The sequence below is a fragment of the Brevundimonas sp. Leaf168 genome, from assembly GCF_001423685.1.
Lineage (GTDB): Bacteria > Pseudomonadota > Alphaproteobacteria > Caulobacterales > Caulobacteraceae > Brevundimonas > Brevundimonas vesicularis_C.
Window position 1 is genome coordinate 199,847 of sequence record NZ_LMOY01000001.1, and the last position, 15,342, is coordinate 215,188.

Sequence of the window (15,342 nt, forward strand, 5' to 3'; positions counted from 1 at the left end):
TGATGAGCGCGCCCGTGCCGGGCCGCCCCCACCCGGTCGCTGCGCGACCACCCTCCCCCGCAGGGGGGAGGGATAAATCATTATTGCTTCAGGCCGCCTGGGCGGTGCGGCGCATGCGCCAGAAGCGCAGGGTGCGCAGCGCCGCGTCGCGGGTCAGTTCGCCGTACATGCGGCCATAGGCGGCGGCCTTGCCCATCGGGTTATCCTCGGCGCCCAGGACGGCGACGGCGTAGGTCAGATAAACGGCGCGGTCCATGTCGGCCGCCTTGCAGACCACCGACAGGGCGTCCAGGTCCTTGCGCTCGACGATGCCGCGCGCGGTGTGGAAGTCGATGTCGGCCAACTTGGACAGGGCGATCAGGAAGGGCGTGCGGCCGTTGGAGCGCAGGAAGCGGATCAGGGTCTGCGGCGTCAGCTGGCCGGCGGCCTGAAGCTCGTCGATATAGGCCAGGTTCTCGGCATAGTCGGCCGGCAGGGTGCCGTCGTCGGTGGCGACGCGGGTGCGGCCGGCGGCCAGCGCCGCCTCCAGCAGGGCCGGATCCATGCGCGCGTTCTGTTCCAGAATCTGGTGACGCAGCCGGGCCTCGACGACGAAATACATCTCGTTCAACAGGTCGGCGGGCAGGCTCTGGCGCTCGACCGTGGCGGCGTGAAGGGCCGGATTGGCCTTGGCGCGCTCGATGGCGGTTTCGGAGGCGGCGCGCGACAGCTGGGCGCCGTCGTTGCGCAGCAGGGTGTTCAAGGTGTCGTCGTCGCCGTGCTCGACGATGACGTCGGAAACCGCCTCGGACACCGTCGCGCGGCCCGAGACGGCGCGCAGATGGCCCTGGCTGCGCTTGCGCACAACCTGGATCAGGTCCTCGTCGGTCAGGACGGTGGAGGCGCGCAGAACCTGTTCGGCGACCTCGATCTCGTCGTCGGCGAAACGTCGGATCAGGCTGTGGGGGGCGTTGGGAGCCTGGGCGAAACGGGCGGCCAGTTCGGCGCGGACCGCGACCTCCATCTCGGCCGACAACTTGGCTAACACCGTGCCGTAGAGCGCGGTTTCGTTTGCGTTGGGCGAAGGCGCGCCGAAGAAGTGGGCCGTCAGTTCACGCAGCAGCAGACGACGCTTCTCGCTGGACTCCTCGCTGGCCAGGGCGATGAGTTCGGGCAGGCGCGATCCCTTGATCTCGGCAGGTTCGATCACGGCGCGATCGCTCATGGCAGGTTGTCGGCTTCGGTCTGGGGCACGGCGCGCAGGGCGCCGTTGGCGTTGCGGATCAGGGCAGGCGGACCGTCCGGCTGGGCCAGGTCGCTGGATTGCGGCGTCTGGGCCATTTGGACAGGCATGGCGTCGAGGTAGGTCTGCTGCGGCGCAGGGATGGCGTCGGGGTGACGGCCGGCCTGGCGGTGGACCGAATAGTAGCGGGCGCTGTTGTCGCCGGCTGCGGGCGTCGGGGCGGCCTGACCGCTGGCGGCGACGGCGGCGGCGTCCAGCGGCGCGCCGGCCTGGGGCCGTTGCAGACGATAGATGGGGGCGTCGCGGCGCGGGGCCATCGGGTCGGCGATGGCCGCCTGAGCCGGTTGGGGCGCGGGTTGCGGCTCGGCCTGCGCGGCCTGTTGCGGGATGGGCGCCGGCTCGGCCTGCATCTGGGGTTCAGGCTCAGGTTGAGGCGCGGAAGGCTGCGGCTCCGGAACATAGGGCGAGGGCGCGACGCGCGTCGCCGTCGCCTGCGGCGGTGCGGTTTCTACGGGTGCGGCCTCTACGGGTGCACTATGCGCAGGCTCGGCTTGCATCGGGGCACGCTGGGGCATCCAGGCGCTGGCGGGCGTCAGGCCGTTGCTGCGCGGCGTCGTGACCGAGGGGGTGACCGAAGGGGCGGGCGACAGGCGGGCCAGGGGGATGGCGCCGGGCAGGGTGCGATTGGCGGCGGTCAGGGTCGGGGCGGGCGCCTCGGCCTGGATGACGGCGGGCGTCGGCGTCGCACGCGCGGAGACCGCCGGCTTGCCGGGCCAGGACAGGTAGCGCAGGCCCGACGCGTTGGTCGGCGCCTGTTGCGCCACGGCGGCGCCGGCCGCCAGATTGACGGCGGTCAGGACGATCGAAACTGCGAGGGCGCGGCGCACGGCGGCTCTCCGGAGAGGAATTCCAGCGCACACACTAGCGCTCGGACCCTTAATCCCGCGCTAATGTGGCGCCAGGATTCGACAACGACCGCGTGTCAGCCGCGACCGGGCAGATAGTTGTCGGTGAAGGCGTCGCGCCAGTTCAGACCAGACTCGTAAACCCCCGCTTTCGAGGTCACGTCGAAGAAGGCCTGCCAGCGTTCCTCGGTCAGGGCGCCCAGGCCGTAAAGCGCCGCGTCGCCGCCATCGACGATGGCGTAGTCGCGCAGGCGCTCGCGGGCCTGATCCAGCACGGCCTGGGTCATGTCCGGGTTGTCCTTGCGGATCAGGGCGTCGGCGGCCGAGGCGTCGCCCCGGATATAGTCGCGCCACCCTTCCGCAGAGGCGGCGATGAAGCTGCGCAGCGCCGCGGCATTGTCGCGGGCGAAGGCGTTGGGCGCCAAAACCATGGCGGCGTAGGAGGGATAGCCCTCGTCGGCCAGCAGAAAGACGCGCGGGTCGAAATCGGCCGCCTGTTCGATGGCGTAGGGATCGCTGGTCAGATAGCCCTGCTGCACCGCCCGCGCATTGGCGATGAAGGCGGCGGGGTCATAGGCGAAGGGGCGCAGCTGCTCGTCGGTAAAGCCGTATTTGGCCTTCAGCCAGACCCAGAAGGTGCTGATCCCAGCCTCGGACAGCAGGAAGGGTCGGCCGGCCAGATCGGCGATGGTCTCCAGCGCCTCGTCCGGATGGGCCATCAGGACCTGCGGGTCCTTCTGGAAGAAGGCGGCGACCGCCTTCACCGGCGCGCCAGACGCGACCAGGTTCAGGGGGATGAAGCTGTTGGAGCCCATGCCCAGTTCGACCGCGCCTGTGGCCAGCAGTTGCGGCACGTTCACACCGGGGCCGCCCTGGACGATCTGGACGTTCAGCCCGCGCTTCTCATAGGCCCCGCTGGCGAGCGCCTGATAGAAGCCGCCCTGTTCGGCCTGGGCGCGCCAGTCGGTGGCGAAACGCAAACGCACGCGGCCCTGTTCGTCGACCGGCGCCTCGGCCCGCCCGCAGGCCCTAAGCCCGATCGCCCCCGCCGCCACAGCCGCCCCGCCCGCGATCAGCGCACGGCGACGGGTCAGCAGGCGATTCCCCAACAAGCTCATGCCCCTGACTTACGGGGCGATAGGGGCCTTGGGAAGGCGGGGCGTCAGTCCGCCGCGTTGTCTGATGTCGAGGAGGCCCCGTCGCCGGGACTTTGGGAAAGAACATAGCGGACGGGCGCTACACAGCGAACGCCCGCCTGGAACCCGGAGTCGGCCCGGCTGGTCTGAACCACGCGAACGCCGCTTTCGCCGAACGCGGAGGCGGGCTGGGCGTCGATGACCCCTACATTGCCGATTTGACCCCATGTGGCGAAGTCGAACCGCACGCGGGCCCAGCCCTCGATCCCGCGATCCCTGAAGGCCTGAGGGTAGGTTTCCGGCGTCGCGCGCGCCTGGAATCGCGCACCGACTTCGGGGGGACAGTTCTGCAGCGGATCGTCGCTGGTTTGCTGCATCACCGGCGCGCGAAGGTTTTCGCCGTACCGGTAGAAGTTGAAGACGCAGCCTTTCAGCGGCGCTCCGCTCTCGACAAAGGTTTCCGACACGGCGCGCCGCGTTTCGGCATCGAACGCCGTATCACCGGCGGAACCCAGGGTCTCGACATTGACGGCGCGCCCGTCGGCGTCGACGTCCCAGCGAACGACCGTCCAGGATCGACCGCCTGGCGGCGGACGCTGTCCGATCTTGTAGTCCGGATAACTGACGGTGCGGGGCGCGCGACCGCCTCTGCGCTCTCCTCCGCAGTTGGCGTCTGGCCCAGCGAGACGAACAGCCACGGCGTCTCGGATGGGACCGCGCGTCCGCGTGACCGCGAAATAGCGCAGCAGATCGCCTGTCGTCGCCTCGATGAAAGGTTTGGCCGTGTAACGAATGGTCATGATGCAGTCGCGACGAGGGCCATCGAAGCGCCAGGCGGCGAGGGCGGCCTGTTCATGTTCTGAGCCAATGCCGGTCGGGATGATGATCGGGCTGTTAGAGGGCGTCGCAGTCCGGGGCGCACGAATGTCGAAGGTGCGACCCGTGTCATCGACGCTGAAAGACAGGGAGACGGACGTTCGGTCGGCACGAGATGGGCCAGTAGTTTCCACGCGGAGATCGTCGGAAAAGGTCGGCTTAACCGCCTGACCGTCACATTGGATGTCGGTCGAGGGGATCAAAAACACGACCTGCTCCGGCGATGTCGCACTTTGATGGCGAACGACCGGCGCTTGCGCCCACCCGGGCGCCGTCATCGTCAGAGCAAGGCCGAGGCCGAACAGGATCGCGCGCATGGGTGTCTCCGTCTGCACTTCATGGGTGCATCTGGCGCGGCGGCTGTCTAGCGTGATTTCATGTCTTCGGCGCCCCAATTGAGCGAGGGGACGAAGCGTGCGGGCGGACCCGTCAGCTTCGTCCCCTCGCCAAGTCCGGGTTGGACTTGGCCGTTCGGGTCTGGACCTTGGCGTCAGCGTCGTTTCGGGCGAACCCGAAAGGACGGTCGGCTGTATCCTGTCGCGCTCCTGGTCTTCGGCGTCCCACGGCATTTTAGTCCGCGTCGTCCGTCGATCCCGATCCGGTTCTCCTGTCTGCCGTCGATCCGAAGACCGTCGAAGACTGGAGCCTGGATCCCGCCTGTCGCACGTTACGATCCGAAGATCGCCCGAAGCGCCGGGTCGGAGAGCCGGGCCGGTTCGCTGGAGGTCCAGGTCTCCCTGGATTTCCGCTGCCCCGTGTCCCTTGGCCTGTTGACGTTCGGACGAAACCGGCTATGAGGCAAGCGCCCGAACTCGCCCCAGTGTGCACGATTGGCCCGGCGGCGGTGGACAAGCCTGTGAACATCGGTGGACGGATCAAATTCGCGATTGCGGATCAGCGTCTTGTCTTGTCCACAGAAACGCGGCGATAGAGCGCTATGTCCGGCGTCGGACACATTGCGCTGCAACCGTGCGGCGCGCTTTGGGTTCTGTGATCAACGGACAAAAGTCCTTGGGGGAATTCGTTGTCCAACACCGGCTCTGACCACGCTTTGTCGATCGGCATCAATCGCAGCCAACTGGCCCAGATGTTCGCCCATGCGCCGGGGTTCATGGCGCTGGTCACGGGGCCGGACCATCGGTTCGAGCTGACCAATCCCAACTACCAGAAGGTGATCGGCCACCGCGAGGTGATCGGGCGCACGGTGGGCGAGGTGCTGACCGATGCAGTGGCGCAAGGCTATCTGGACCTGCTGGACCAAGTTTACCTCAGCGGTGAGGCGCACCGGGCCGACAGCGCCCTGTACGCCGTTCAGGCCGAGCCGGGCGGCGAGGTGGTGGACCGCTACGTCGATTTCGTCTTCCAGCCGCTGAAGGAGGACGGTCGGGTCTGGGGCGTATTCATCCAGGGGATGGATGTGTCGGATCGCCACCGGGCGGACCAGGCGCTGGCGCTGAGCGAGGCGCGATACGGCGCCCTGTTCGCGGCGATGGCGACGGGGTTCTGCGTCATCGAGATGAAGTTCGACGCGGCGGATCGGCCGGTCGATTACAGGATCGTCGAGGGCAACAAGGCCTTCGAGGAGATGACCGGCCTGGTCGACCCTTACGGCAAATGGGTCAGCGAGATCGCGCCGGGACTGGAGCAGCACTGGTTCGATCTCTACGGCGGGGTGGCGCGGACGGGCGAGCCGGTCCGTTTCGAGAACCCGGCCGACATCTTTGGTCGCTGGTATGACGTGCAGGCGCTGCGGATCGGCCAGCCGGGCGCCTGGCAGGTCGCCATCCTGTTCAACAACATCACCGAGCGCAAACAGAGCGAGACGCGTCAGAACGCGCTGCTGGAGCTGAACGACGCGATCCGCGACCTGACCGACGCCGGCGACATCGCCCAGGCCTCCGCCCAGGTTCTGGCCCGCACCATGGGCGTGAGCCGGGCCGGATACGGCACGGTGGACACGGCCGCCGAGACCATCACCATCGCGCGCGACTTCAACCAGCCGGGGGTGAGCAGCATCGCCGGCGTCCTGTCGTTCCGCGACTACGGGTCCTATATCGAGGACATCAAGCGCGGCGAGACGGTGGCGATCGACGACGTCGCCCGCGATCCCCGCACGGCTGATACGGCCGAGGCGCTGAGGGCCATCAGCGCCGGGTCGTTCGTCAACATGCCGCTGATGGAACAGGGGCGGGTCGTGGCGATGGTGTTCGTCAACCATGCGACGCCGCGCCATTACACCGACAGCGATCTGCGCCTGATGCGCGAGGTGGCCGAACGGGTGCGTACGGCGACCGAGCGCGCCCGAAGCGAGGCGGCCCTGCGCGACAGCGAGGCCCAGTTCCGGGTCTTCGCCCAGGCCACGCCGATCCAGATCTGGGCCAGCTGGGCGGACGGCTCGCTGTATTGGTTCAACCCCCAGGTCTATGCCTACTCCGGCCTTGCAGAGGGCGCGTTGGACGGCACGACCGGGTGGGGCAAGGTTGTTCACCCGGACGACCTGGACTGGGCGTCCGAGCGATGGGTCCAGGCCCTGGCCAGCGGCCAGGTCTATGAGAACGAGTTCCGCATCCGCCGTCACGACGGCGTCTATCGCACCTTCATGGTTCGGGCCGAGCCCGTGCACGACGAAGAGGGGCGGATCCTGCGCTGGGTCGGGTCCAACACCGACATCGAGGACCTGCGCCGCCAATCGGCCGAACTGGCGCGGTTCAACGAGACGCTGGAAGAACAGGTCGCCGAACGCACCAGCGCCCTGATGCAGGCCGAGGAGGCGCTGCGCCAGAGCCAGAAGATGGAGGCGGTCGGCCAGCTGACCGGCGGCATCGCCCACGACTTCAACAACCTGCTGGCCGGCATCAGCGGCAGCCTGGAACTGATCACCAACCGGATCGCGCAGGGGCGTCATGCCGAGGTGGAGCGGTTCACGGTGGCGGCGCAGGGGGCGGCGAAACGCGCGGCGGCCCTGACGCACCGGCTGCTGGCCTTCTCGCGGCGTCAGACCCTGGATCCCAAGCCGACCGATCCCAACCGCCTGATTCGCGGGATGGAGGATCTGGTGCGGCGCACGACAGGGCCGGGCATTGAGGTGGAGGTGGTCGCCGGCGCCGGCCTGTGGCCCGTGCTGATCGACGCGCACCAGCTGGAAAACGCGGTGTTGAACCTGTGCATCAATGCGCGCGACGCCATGCCGAGCGGGGGGCGTCTGACGATCGAGACCGGCAACCGCTGGATCGACGCGCGCACGGCCAAGGCCCAGGATCTGGAGCCGGGCCAATATGTCTCCATCTGCGTCAGCGACACCGGCACGGGCATGGCGCCCGAGGTGGCGGCGCGCGCGTTCGAGCCCTTCTTCACCACCAAGCCGCTGGGCGAAGGGACGGGCCTGGGCCTGTCGATGATCTATGGCTTCGTGCGCCAGTCGGGCGGGCAGGTGCGGATCTATTCCGAGGCGGGCGAGGGGGCGATGATCTGCCTTTATCTGCCGCGCCACTTCGGCGAGGTGGACGACGCCGATCTGATCCCCGAGGTCGAACAGGCCCCTCGCGCCCAGGCCGGCGAGACGGTCATGGTCGTGGACGACGAGCCGACGGTGCGGATGCTGGTCGCCGAAATCCTGCATGAGCTGGGCTATCAGTGCATCGAGGCGTCCGACGGCGTGGCGGGGCTGAAGCTGCTGCAATCGGGGGCGCGGATCGACCTGCTCGTGACTGATGTGGGTCTGCCAGGCGGGATGAACGGGCGTCAGATGGCGGATGCGGCGCGGATTGATCGGCCGGACCTGAAGGTGCTGTTCATCACCGGCTATGCCGAGAATGCGGTGGTCGGCAACGGGCACCTGGATCCCGGCATGCACGTCATGACCAAGCCCTTCGCCATGGAGGCGCTGGGCAGCCGGATCCGCGAACTGATCGAGGCGAGCTAGAGCCGGGCGTTCAGCCAGGTGCGGATCGCCTTGCGCGCGCCGCGCGCGGCCGGGCCGCCGAAATGCAGGAAGCCGTGCGGGGTCTCGGGCACGCGGATCAGGTCCGCGTCCGACGCCTCACCCCAGCGGGTGGCCATCAACAGACTGTCCTCGAAAAGAGGATCCTGTTCGCCGGCGAGGAACAGGGCGGGCGGCAGGCCGGTCAAGTCGGCATACAGGGGCGAGACGTCGGGCTGGCGCAAGGCCGCCTCGTCGCGATCCGGCGCCAGGCGCGCCAGATCGGCCTGCATCGTCGGGCCATTGAACAGCAGGGTTTCTGGCCCCGCAGAGCGCACACTTTCGGTGCCCGACAGGTCGAAGACGCCGTAGGTGAAGACGCAGCCCTTCACCAGATCGATCAGCCCTTGGTCGCGCAGGGCGACGGCGGTGAGGGCGGCCAAATGCCCGCCGGCGGATTCGCCCGCCAGAAACAGGGTCGAGGCCCCCAGTCGATCGACATTGGTGACCGTCCAATAGGCGGCGGCCAGACAGTCGGCGATGGCGGCGTCGATATAGATCTGACGCCGCTCGGACAGCAGGCGATAATCCACCGAGACCACGCAGAAGCCGTGGTGCGCCAGATGGGCGTTCAGCCGGTCGTTCAGCCCGGCGCTGCCCAGCACCCAGCCGCCGCCGTGGATGTCCAGAATGACGGCGCGCGGCGTGCCCGTCGGATGCAGGACGCGCAAAGGAACGGAGTGGTCGCCGTCCGTCTGGACGATCTCGACCGTCACGCCGCGCTTCCTGAGACGAGGCGTGGTGACCCGCCCGGCGGCCGCGTCCAGCCACAGCGACAGCCGCTGGCCCGCATCGATCCGCCAGCCGTCGGTGCGCAGACGCGGCGCGCGGGCGAGGACGGCGTTGATCCGCCGCACCGCCGCCTGCTGGGGCGGGGCGAATTCGACGAGGTGACTGCGCAGGGTCATGAAGCTTGAGTGTGCAGCGGCGGGTTTGGTTTCAAGTCCGGGCCTTTGGCGCAGCCTCGTCAGCCACGACAAAGCCGGTTATCGTCCGCCCCATGAAACGGCTCACCCCCTTCGGCGTCCTGTTGATCTTTGGCCTGATCGGGCTTTTGACGGGCAAGTTCGGCCTGTGGTTTGCGTTCGGCCTGGTCGCCTGCATCGCCGTCAGCGTGATGCAGAACCGGGGTGCGGCGAAGACGCCGTCCGGGGATCCGGACAGTCAGGGTTAGGACCTGAAGCCGTCCTCGCCAGGGTGACGAGCCGTTCGGTCCCTACCCCGCCAGGGCCGCCTTCTTCTCTTCCAGCTCCAGCCATTCCAGTTCGGCGGATTCCAGGTCGGCGCGGGCCTTTTCGGCGGCCTTCATGGCGGCGTCGAAGGCCTTGGGGTCGCGGGCGTAGAGGCCGGGGTCGGCCAGGGTCGCATCGTGTTTGGCGATGGTCGCGGGCAAAGTGTCGATCAGGGCTTCCAGCTCCTTCAGGCGGTGAGCATCCTTGAAGGAGAGTTTGGCGGTCTTCTTGGGGGCGACGGCGGGCGGCGGCGCCTCGGCGGCGCGCTGGGCGGCGGCCTTGTCCTGGGGGCGGGGGTTCGAGCCGGGCTGGAGGAAGCCGGGGTTCTGGCGGATGAAGTCGGTCCAGCCGCCGGGGGTCTCGACGATGTCGCCGCGTCCGTTCAGGGCCAGGGTCGAGGTGGACAGCCGGTCGATGAAGTCGCGGTCGTGGCTGACCAGGATCAGGGTGCCGTCATAGCCCTCCAGCAGCTCTTCCAGCTTGTCCAACGTGTCCATATCCAGGTCGTTGGTCGGTTCGTCGAGGATCAGCATATTGGCCGGCTTGGCCAACGCCCTGGCCAGCAGCAGGCGGTTGCGCTCGCCGCCCGATAGGGTCGAGATCGGCTGGCGAAGCTGGGCCTCGGAGAACAGGAAGTCCTTGGCGTAGGCGGCGACGTGTTTGGACACGCCGCGCACCAGAATGCTGTCGCCGCCGCCCGGCGTCAGGGCGTCCCACAGGGTCATGTCCGACTTCAGCCCCTCGCGCGACTGGTCCAGATAGACCGGCTCAAGGTTCGCGCCCATGCGCACCGTGCCTTCGTCGGGCGCCAGTTCGCCCAGCAGGGTCTTGACCAGGGTGGTCTTGCCCGCGCCGTTGGGACCGACGATGCCCAGACGATCGCCGCGGATGATGCGCGTGGTCAGGTCCTTGAACAGGGTGCGGCCGTTGAAGCCCTTTGAGACATGCTTGATCTCTGCGACCAGCTTGCCCGAGGTCGAACCGGAATCGACGCCGAGATACAGTTCGCGCGGCACGTCCTTCATCTTCTCGGCGCGTTCGGCGCGCAGCGCCTGAAGCGAGCGGGCGCGGCCTTCGTTGCGGCTGCGGCGGGCGGTGATGGAGGAGTAGAAGGTGGCGGTCTCGCGCTCGATGGTCTTGGTCAGGCGGCGCAGGGATTCGGCCTCTTCCTCCAGCACCTTGGAGGACCATTCGTCAAACTCGACGAAGCCCTTGTTCAAAGTGCGGACCCGACGGCCTTCCAGCCAGTGGACGGTGTTGGTGACGCGGTTCAGGAAGGCGCGGTCGTGGCTGACGACCAGCAGGGCGAACCGGGCCTGAATCAGCTCGTTCTCCAGCAGTTCGATGGCCAGGATGTCGAGGTGGTTGGTCGGCTCGTCCAGCAGCAGCAGGTCGGGTTCTTCGGCGAAAGCCTTGGCTAGGGCGGCGCGGCGGGTTTCGCCGCCAGACAGGCCTTGGGTCGACTTCGCCGGGTTCAGGCCGAAGGTCTCCAGCCAGCTTTCGGCCGTCCATGTCTCGGCCTCGCCCGACGACGCATAGTCCAGCAGGGTCTCGCCGGTGATCACGGGCTCTTGCGGCACATAGGCGAAGCGGACGGCGGACTGGATGGAGCGGTCGCCGCTGTCCGGCTCGATCAGGCCCATGACGACCTTCATCAGGGTGGACTTGCCCGCGCCGTTGCGGCCCACAAGGGCCGCGCGGCTGCGCGGTTCGACTGCAAGGTCGACGCCGTCGAAGAGGGGCCGCTGGCCGTCCTGAAGACGGACGTCCTTGAGTGCGACGAGAGGGGGTCTGGCTGCCATGTGACTTTCGATCCTCTCGGGCGACGCCGGAGAGGGAAACCGCGCACAGCGCGGCGGAGGGGGGCGGAAACGGGTGTGATCTAAGGGGTTCAGGCCCATTTCGCCACTGGAAAGGCGATACGAGCCGCAGGCTGTGGATTTGCGGCCCGGCGTCGGGCCGCGCTATGGGCCTGTCATGAGCATGATCACCTGGGCCGCGCTGCTGGGCGCCATCGCGCTGGAGGTGGCGGGCACGACGATGCTGCAGGCCTCGCAGCAGTTCACGCGGGCCTGGCCCACGGCGGGGATGGCGGTCTGCTACGGCCTGGCCTTCTACCTGCTGTCGATCGCCTTGCGGCAGATGCCGGTGGGGATCGCCTATGCGATCTGGAGCGGGTTGGGGGTGGTGCTGATCTCGGTGATCGGGACGGTGGTGTTCCGCCAGAGGCTGGACCTGCCGGCGATGGTCGGGCTGGCGATGATCGTCGGCGGAGTGGTGGTGATCAACCTGTTCTCCAAGACGGTCGGGCATTGAGGCTGTGACAAGCGGCGGCGCGGCGCGTATGAGGCGCGCCATGCAGCCCTACTGGGAAACCAAGACCCTGGCCGAGATGTCGCCTTCCGAGTGGGAGGGGCTGTGCGACGGGTGCGGGCTGTGCTGCGTGATCCGGTTCGAGGATGAGGATACGGGCGAGGTCATTCCGACCCGGGTGCATTGCAAGCTGTTCGACCCCGACGCTTGCGCCTGTTCGGACTATGCGAACCGCAAGGCCCAGGTGCCGGACTGCATCAAGCTGACGCCCGGCAATATCGAGGCGCTGGAGTGGATGCCCAAGTCGTGCGCCTATCGCCGGCTGCATGAGGGGCGGCCGTTGGCGAAGTGGCATCATCTGATCTCGGGCAGTCGCGAGACGGTGCATACGGCGGGCGTGTCGGTGCGGGGGCAGACGATTTCGGAGCTGTCGCTGGCCGAGCCGGAGGATGCGCTGGATTTCGAGGCGCCGGAATGGACGGTCGAACGCGGCCGGGAGCGATAGGGTAGCACCCCCTAGCCAGCGCAATGACGCTGGTTGAAAGCGTGCGAAAACAGACCGTTGGCGAATTATGTGGGCGTTCTTCCGGCCTGAGGACGCTGGTCCGCTATGGTTTGGGCATGACGGGAAATCAGGACGACGAAGACGGCGGCTGCGGCGGCGCGCGCGAGACGGCTGCGTCCTGCGCAGGGTGGATGGAGCCCCTGTTCCTGATGATGAAGGCGAAGATCGAAGAGACAGCCAAGAGCGTCTGCGAGACGGACGTCAAGGACGCCGCCGTCGCCGAGAAGGTCGCGCGCCAGATCGGGGTGATCGCGCGGTCGGCCAAGGCGGTCGAGGCGATGCGACTGCTGTGCCTGAGCGACAACGAAGAGGACGAGATGGGTGGACGAACCTACGACCCCGCCGAGGACGAGCGAATCCGACGAGAACTGCTCGTCGAATACGAGCGGATCGACAGCATCATCGAGAGAAAGGATGCTGAAGCAGCTGCACGGGCGCGCGCTAAGGCTGAAGCGCAATCATGCGCGGCTGCTGGAGCACCAACACAAGCCGCGTGACCTCGACCTGCGGACCTGGCTTCTGTTGGGGGGACGAGGGTCGGGCAAGACTTTCGCCGGGTCGGTCTGGATCGACATCATGGCGCGAGAGCTGCCCGGCATCACCCTGGCCCTGGTCGGCCCCGCCCTGCACGACGTGCGCGAGGTGATGGTGGAGGGCGCGTCGGGGATCAAGGCGCTGGCGGAGCCGGGCGACAGGCCGCGTTGGGAGGCGGGGCGGCGTCGGCTGGTGTGGGGCAATCAATCGGCAGCCTATGCGTTTTCGGCTGAGGATCCCGACAGTCTGAGGGGGCCGCAGTTTCATGCCGCCTGGGCGGACGAATTCTGCGCCTGGCGACGGCCGGAGATGGTGCTGTCGAATCTGAGGTTCGGACTGCGGCTGGGGGCCTCGCCGCTGCTGGCGGTGACGACGACGCCCCGGCCGATCCCGGCGCTGAGGCGGTTGATGGCCGAGGCCGGGACGGTGACGGAGCGTGCGGCGACGGCGCTGAACGCGCAGAACCTGTCGCCCGGCTTTCTGGCGCATCTGAACGACGTCTATGGCGGGACGCGGCTGGCGGCGCAGGAACTGGAAGGCGTGGTGGTCGAAGGCGAGGGCGCCCTGTTCCGCATCGCGGACCTGAAACGGGCCAGGGGCGCGCGACCGGTCGAACTGGACCGGATCGTCGTGGCGGTCGATCCGCCGGCGACCGCGACGGGAGACGCCTGCGGCATTGTGGTCGTGGGGGGAAAAGGTCGCCACGCCTTCGTGCTGGCCGACCGGACGGTGCAGGGGCGCTCGCCCCAGAGCTGGGGCGGGGCGGTCAGCGCGGCCGCACACGAATTCGGCGCGCACGAGGTGGTCGCCGAGAGCAATCAGGGCGGCGACATGGTGCGCTCGGTCCTGGCCATCAGCGCGTGTCCTTGCCGGATTGAGACGGTCCACGCCTCGCGGTCCAAGGCGGCGCGGGCCGAGCCGGTGGCCCTGCTCTATGAACAGGGGCGGGTGGTCCACTGCGATGCCTTCCCGGCCCTGGAGGAAGAGATGCTGGCGCTGGGCAGCGAGGGCGGGCCCAGCCCGGATCGGGCCGACGCACTGGTGTGGGCGATCACGCGGCTGATGCTGGGGCCGCAGTCGGCGGGACCGCGGTTGCGGGGGCTTTAGAGCCTCAAGATTTCAACGACAGGAGAGACGATATGCCGGCCATTCCCGAGCGGGACGGATTGCTGAACCATGGGCGCGATGCGGGCGGGCCGGCGAGGCGCGCGGCGGCGGTGACCCCCAGCGATACGGTCGATCTGACGACCTACGCCAAGGCGCTTTATGTCGGTGGGGCGGGCAATGTCCGTGTGCTGACGGTCGGGGCCGAGGATGGGGACGCCGTGACGTTCGCCAACCATCCGGTAGGCTGGTTGCCGGTGCAGGTGCGGCGCGTGCTGGCGACCGGGACGACGGCGACGCAGATCGTGGCGGCCTTCGACTGATGTCGGGTGTCGAGATCGGAGCGGCGACGGCGGCACCGGGCGGGGTGCTGGCCGGTGTCTTGGGTGGGGCGCGGTTCGCCATGCCCGACCTGCCCGTCTGGTCGGCGGCGGTCAGGACCATGCAGGCGGGCGGGCGCGAGGCGCGGCTGCTGTGCATCGGCGACAGCGTGACCCAAGGCTATGGTGCGGTCTCCGGCGGCTGGACGCCGAACGGTCGGGCGAGCGCCTGGCCCGAGCGGCTGGCGGCGATGATGAGCGGGCGGGGCCTGCCGGCGTCGGCGGCCTCGGTGGCCGGGGCCGGGGCGGCGGATGGGGCCAGCGGGGGTTATTCCGCCTATGATCCGCGCGTGACGATGGGGGCCGGGTGGGGCGTCAATGCCCTGACCGGGATGGGCGGCAAGCTGTTTTCGGGCGCGGCCTCGTCGACGGGCGTCTGGAGTTTTCAGCCGGACCGGCCGGTGGATCGGTTCGATCTGTGGGCCGTGACCAATACGGCGCTGGGGGTGCTGACGGTCGAGACGGACGGCGTAGTGCGGGCGACGGTGAACACCACCAAGGCGGCGTCGATGGAGGTCACGACTGTGGCCTTTTCCGAGACAGCCGGGCCGGTGAGCGTGCGCTGGGCCTCGGGCGGGGCGGTGTTCATTGCAGGCGGGTTTGCGTGGCGGTCAGATGTGAAGCGGGCGCGGGTGATCAACGCCGGGTGGGGCGGGGCCCGGATCGCGGACTGGATCACGACGGATCAGCCGTACCGGGCCTATGGGTCGATCCCGGCGGCGGCGCCCGATCTGTCGGTCGTGTGCCTGACCATCAACGACTGGAACGCGGCGACGGCGGTGGCGACCTACAAGGCCGGGCTGGGGACGTTGGTGGATCGGTGCCTGACGACGGGGGACGTGCTGCTGATGACGGGTTGTCCGTCGGACCCGGCCCAAGGCAAGGCGAGCTATGCGGCGCAAGCCGCTCTGAGGGATGCGGTTTTCGAGGTGGCGGCGACGCGGGGGCTGGCGGCGCCCATCGATGGGACGGCCCTGTTCGGCGGCAGCTTCGCCGGCGGTCTGATGTTCGATTCCGTTCATCCCAATGCGGCGGGCCAGGCGCGGATCGCCGAGGCGGTGCGGGCGCGTGTGATGATCTGAGGTTGTCGCTCGCG

General features: G+C 68.4%; 14 protein-coding genes. 8 read left to right on the forward strand and 6 right to left on the reverse strand.

Annotated elements, in window-relative coordinates; genetic code table 11:
* Positions 1 to 88 precede the first annotated feature (88 nt).
* The 4 genes from ASF81_RS00965 to ASF81_RS00980 all read right to left on the reverse strand — a co-directional run bounded on the left by ASF81_RS00965 (position 89) and on the right by ASF81_RS00980 (position 4,708).
* Positions 89 to 1,204 (reverse strand): DUF2336 domain-containing protein, encoded by a 1,116-nt coding sequence (locus ASF81_RS00965; RefSeq protein WP_055803611.1) that lies wholly within the window; start codon positions 1,202 to 1,204, stop codon positions 89 to 91.
* A complete protein-coding gene (locus tag ASF81_RS00970; RefSeq protein ID WP_055803614.1) occupies positions 1,201 to 2,109 on the reverse strand; it encodes a hypothetical protein in 909 nt (302 codons plus the stop codon). Before ASF81_RS00970 ends, ASF81_RS00965 begins: the two co-directional genes overlap by 4 nt.
* A 95-nt stretch (positions 2,110 to 2,204) precedes the next feature.
* Entirely contained in the window at positions 2,205 to 3,245 is a 1,041-nt protein-coding gene (locus tag ASF81_RS00975) for an ABC transporter substrate-binding protein (protein WP_055803618.1), read from the reverse strand.
* Positions 3,246 to 3,289: 44 nt separating this feature from the next.
* Complete coding sequence (locus ASF81_RS00980) at positions 3,290 to 4,708, reverse strand: energy transducer TonB (RefSeq protein ID WP_156363101.1); 1,419 nt, start codon at positions 4,706 to 4,708, stop codon at positions 3,290 to 3,292.
* A 455-nt stretch (positions 4,709 to 5,163) separates the two neighbouring features.
* On the opposite strand from ASF81_RS00980, the gene ASF81_RS00985 reads away from it, so the two are divergent.
* Positions 5,164 to 8,061: a PAS domain S-box protein gene (locus ASF81_RS00985; protein WP_200932832.1), complete on the forward strand. Its 2,898-nt coding sequence runs from the start codon at positions 5,164 to 5,166 to the stop codon at positions 8,059 to 8,061.
* On the opposite strand, the gene ASF81_RS00990 is transcribed toward ASF81_RS00985, so the two are convergent.
* A complete protein-coding gene (locus ASF81_RS00990; RefSeq protein ID WP_055803626.1) occupies positions 8,058 to 9,026 on the reverse strand; it encodes an alpha/beta hydrolase in 969 nt (322 codons plus the stop codon). The two genes, ASF81_RS00985 and ASF81_RS00990, sit on opposite strands and share 4 nt — an antisense overlap.
* 92 nt (positions 9,027 to 9,118) lie before the next feature.
* Between ASF81_RS00990 and ASF81_RS15200 the strand changes: the two genes are divergently transcribed.
* Positions 9,119 to 9,292, forward strand: coding sequence for a hypothetical protein (locus tag ASF81_RS15200; RefSeq protein ID WP_200932834.1), 174 nt, complete (start codon positions 9,119 to 9,121; stop codon positions 9,290 to 9,292).
* A gap of 42 nt (positions 9,293 to 9,334) precedes the next feature.
* On the opposite strand, the gene ASF81_RS00995 is transcribed toward ASF81_RS15200, so the two are convergent.
* Positions 9,335 to 11,152, reverse strand: a complete 1,818-nt coding sequence (locus tag ASF81_RS00995; protein ID WP_055803629.1) for an ABC-F family ATP-binding cassette domain-containing protein — start codon at positions 11,150 to 11,152, stop codon at positions 9,335 to 9,337.
* A gap of 139 nt (positions 11,153 to 11,291) precedes the next feature.
* On the opposite strand from ASF81_RS00995, the gene ASF81_RS01000 reads away from it, so the two are divergent.
* From ASF81_RS01000 to ASF81_RS01025, 6 genes are all read left to right on the forward strand, one after another.
* On the forward strand, positions 11,292 to 11,666 hold the full coding sequence (locus ASF81_RS01000; protein WP_369814894.1) for a multidrug efflux SMR transporter: 375 nt from the start codon (positions 11,292 to 11,294) through the stop codon (positions 11,664 to 11,666).
* A 40-nt stretch (positions 11,667 to 11,706) separates the two neighbouring features.
* Complete coding sequence (locus tag ASF81_RS01005) at positions 11,707 to 12,168, forward strand: YcgN family cysteine cluster protein (protein ID WP_082503429.1); 462 nt, start codon at positions 11,707 to 11,709, stop codon at positions 12,166 to 12,168.
* Positions 12,169 to 12,377: 209 nt separating this feature from the next.
* A complete protein-coding gene (locus ASF81_RS14940) occupies positions 12,378 to 12,725 on the forward strand; it encodes a hypothetical protein (RefSeq protein ID WP_162237566.1) in 348 nt (115 codons plus the stop codon).
* Complete coding sequence (locus ASF81_RS01015) at positions 12,643 to 13,869, forward strand: DNA-packaging protein (protein ID WP_082503394.1); 1,227 nt, start codon at positions 12,643 to 12,645, stop codon at positions 13,867 to 13,869. The genes ASF81_RS14940 and ASF81_RS01015 overlap by 83 nt, the downstream gene beginning before the upstream one ends.
* A 32-nt stretch (positions 13,870 to 13,901) precedes the next feature.
* Positions 13,902 to 14,189, forward strand: a complete 288-nt coding sequence (locus tag ASF81_RS01020; RefSeq protein ID WP_055803643.1) for a hypothetical protein — start codon at positions 13,902 to 13,904, stop codon at positions 14,187 to 14,189.
* Positions 14,189 to 15,328 (forward strand): SGNH/GDSL hydrolase family protein, encoded by a 1,140-nt coding sequence (locus ASF81_RS01025; protein WP_055803648.1) that lies wholly within the window; start codon positions 14,189 to 14,191, stop codon positions 15,326 to 15,328. Before ASF81_RS01020 ends, ASF81_RS01025 begins: the two co-directional genes overlap by 1 nt.
* The last annotated feature ends 14 nt before the right edge of the window (positions 15,329 to 15,342 follow it).

Coding starts and splice junctions, on each gene's coding strand:
- ASF81_RS01005 (WP_082503429.1), top strand. CDS start 11,707: ATGCAGCCCTACTGGGAAACCAAGACCCTGGCCGAGATGTCGCCTTCC.
- ASF81_RS00965 (WP_055803611.1), bottom strand. CDS start 1,204: ATGAGCGATCGCGCCGTGATCGAACCTGCCGAGATCAAGGGATCGCGC.
- ASF81_RS00990 (WP_055803626.1), bottom strand. CDS start 9,026: ATGACCCTGCGCAGTCACCTCGTCGAATTCGCCCCGCCCCAGCAGGCG.
- ASF81_RS01020 (WP_055803643.1), top strand. CDS start 13,902: ATGCCGGCCATTCCCGAGCGGGACGGATTGCTGAACCATGGGCGCGAT.
- ASF81_RS01025 (WP_055803648.1), top strand. CDS start 14,189: ATGTCGGGTGTCGAGATCGGAGCGGCGACGGCGGCACCGGGCGGGGTG.
- ASF81_RS15200 (WP_200932834.1), top strand. CDS start 9,119: ATGAAACGGCTCACCCCCTTCGGCGTCCTGTTGATCTTTGGCCTGATC.
- ASF81_RS01015 (WP_082503394.1), top strand. CDS start 12,643: ATGCTGAAGCAGCTGCACGGGCGCGCGCTAAGGCTGAAGCGCAATCAT.
- ASF81_RS00980 (WP_156363101.1), bottom strand. CDS start 4,708: ATGCCGTGGGACGCCGAAGACCAGGAGCGCGACAGGATACAGCCGACC.
- ASF81_RS00995 (WP_055803629.1), bottom strand. CDS start 11,152: ATGGCAGCCAGACCCCCTCTCGTCGCACTCAAGGACGTCCGTCTTCAG.
- ASF81_RS14940 (WP_162237566.1), top strand. CDS start 12,378: ATGATGAAGGCGAAGATCGAAGAGACAGCCAAGAGCGTCTGCGAGACG.
- ASF81_RS00975 (WP_055803618.1), bottom strand. CDS start 3,245: ATGAGCTTGTTGGGGAATCGCCTGCTGACCCGTCGCCGTGCGCTGATC.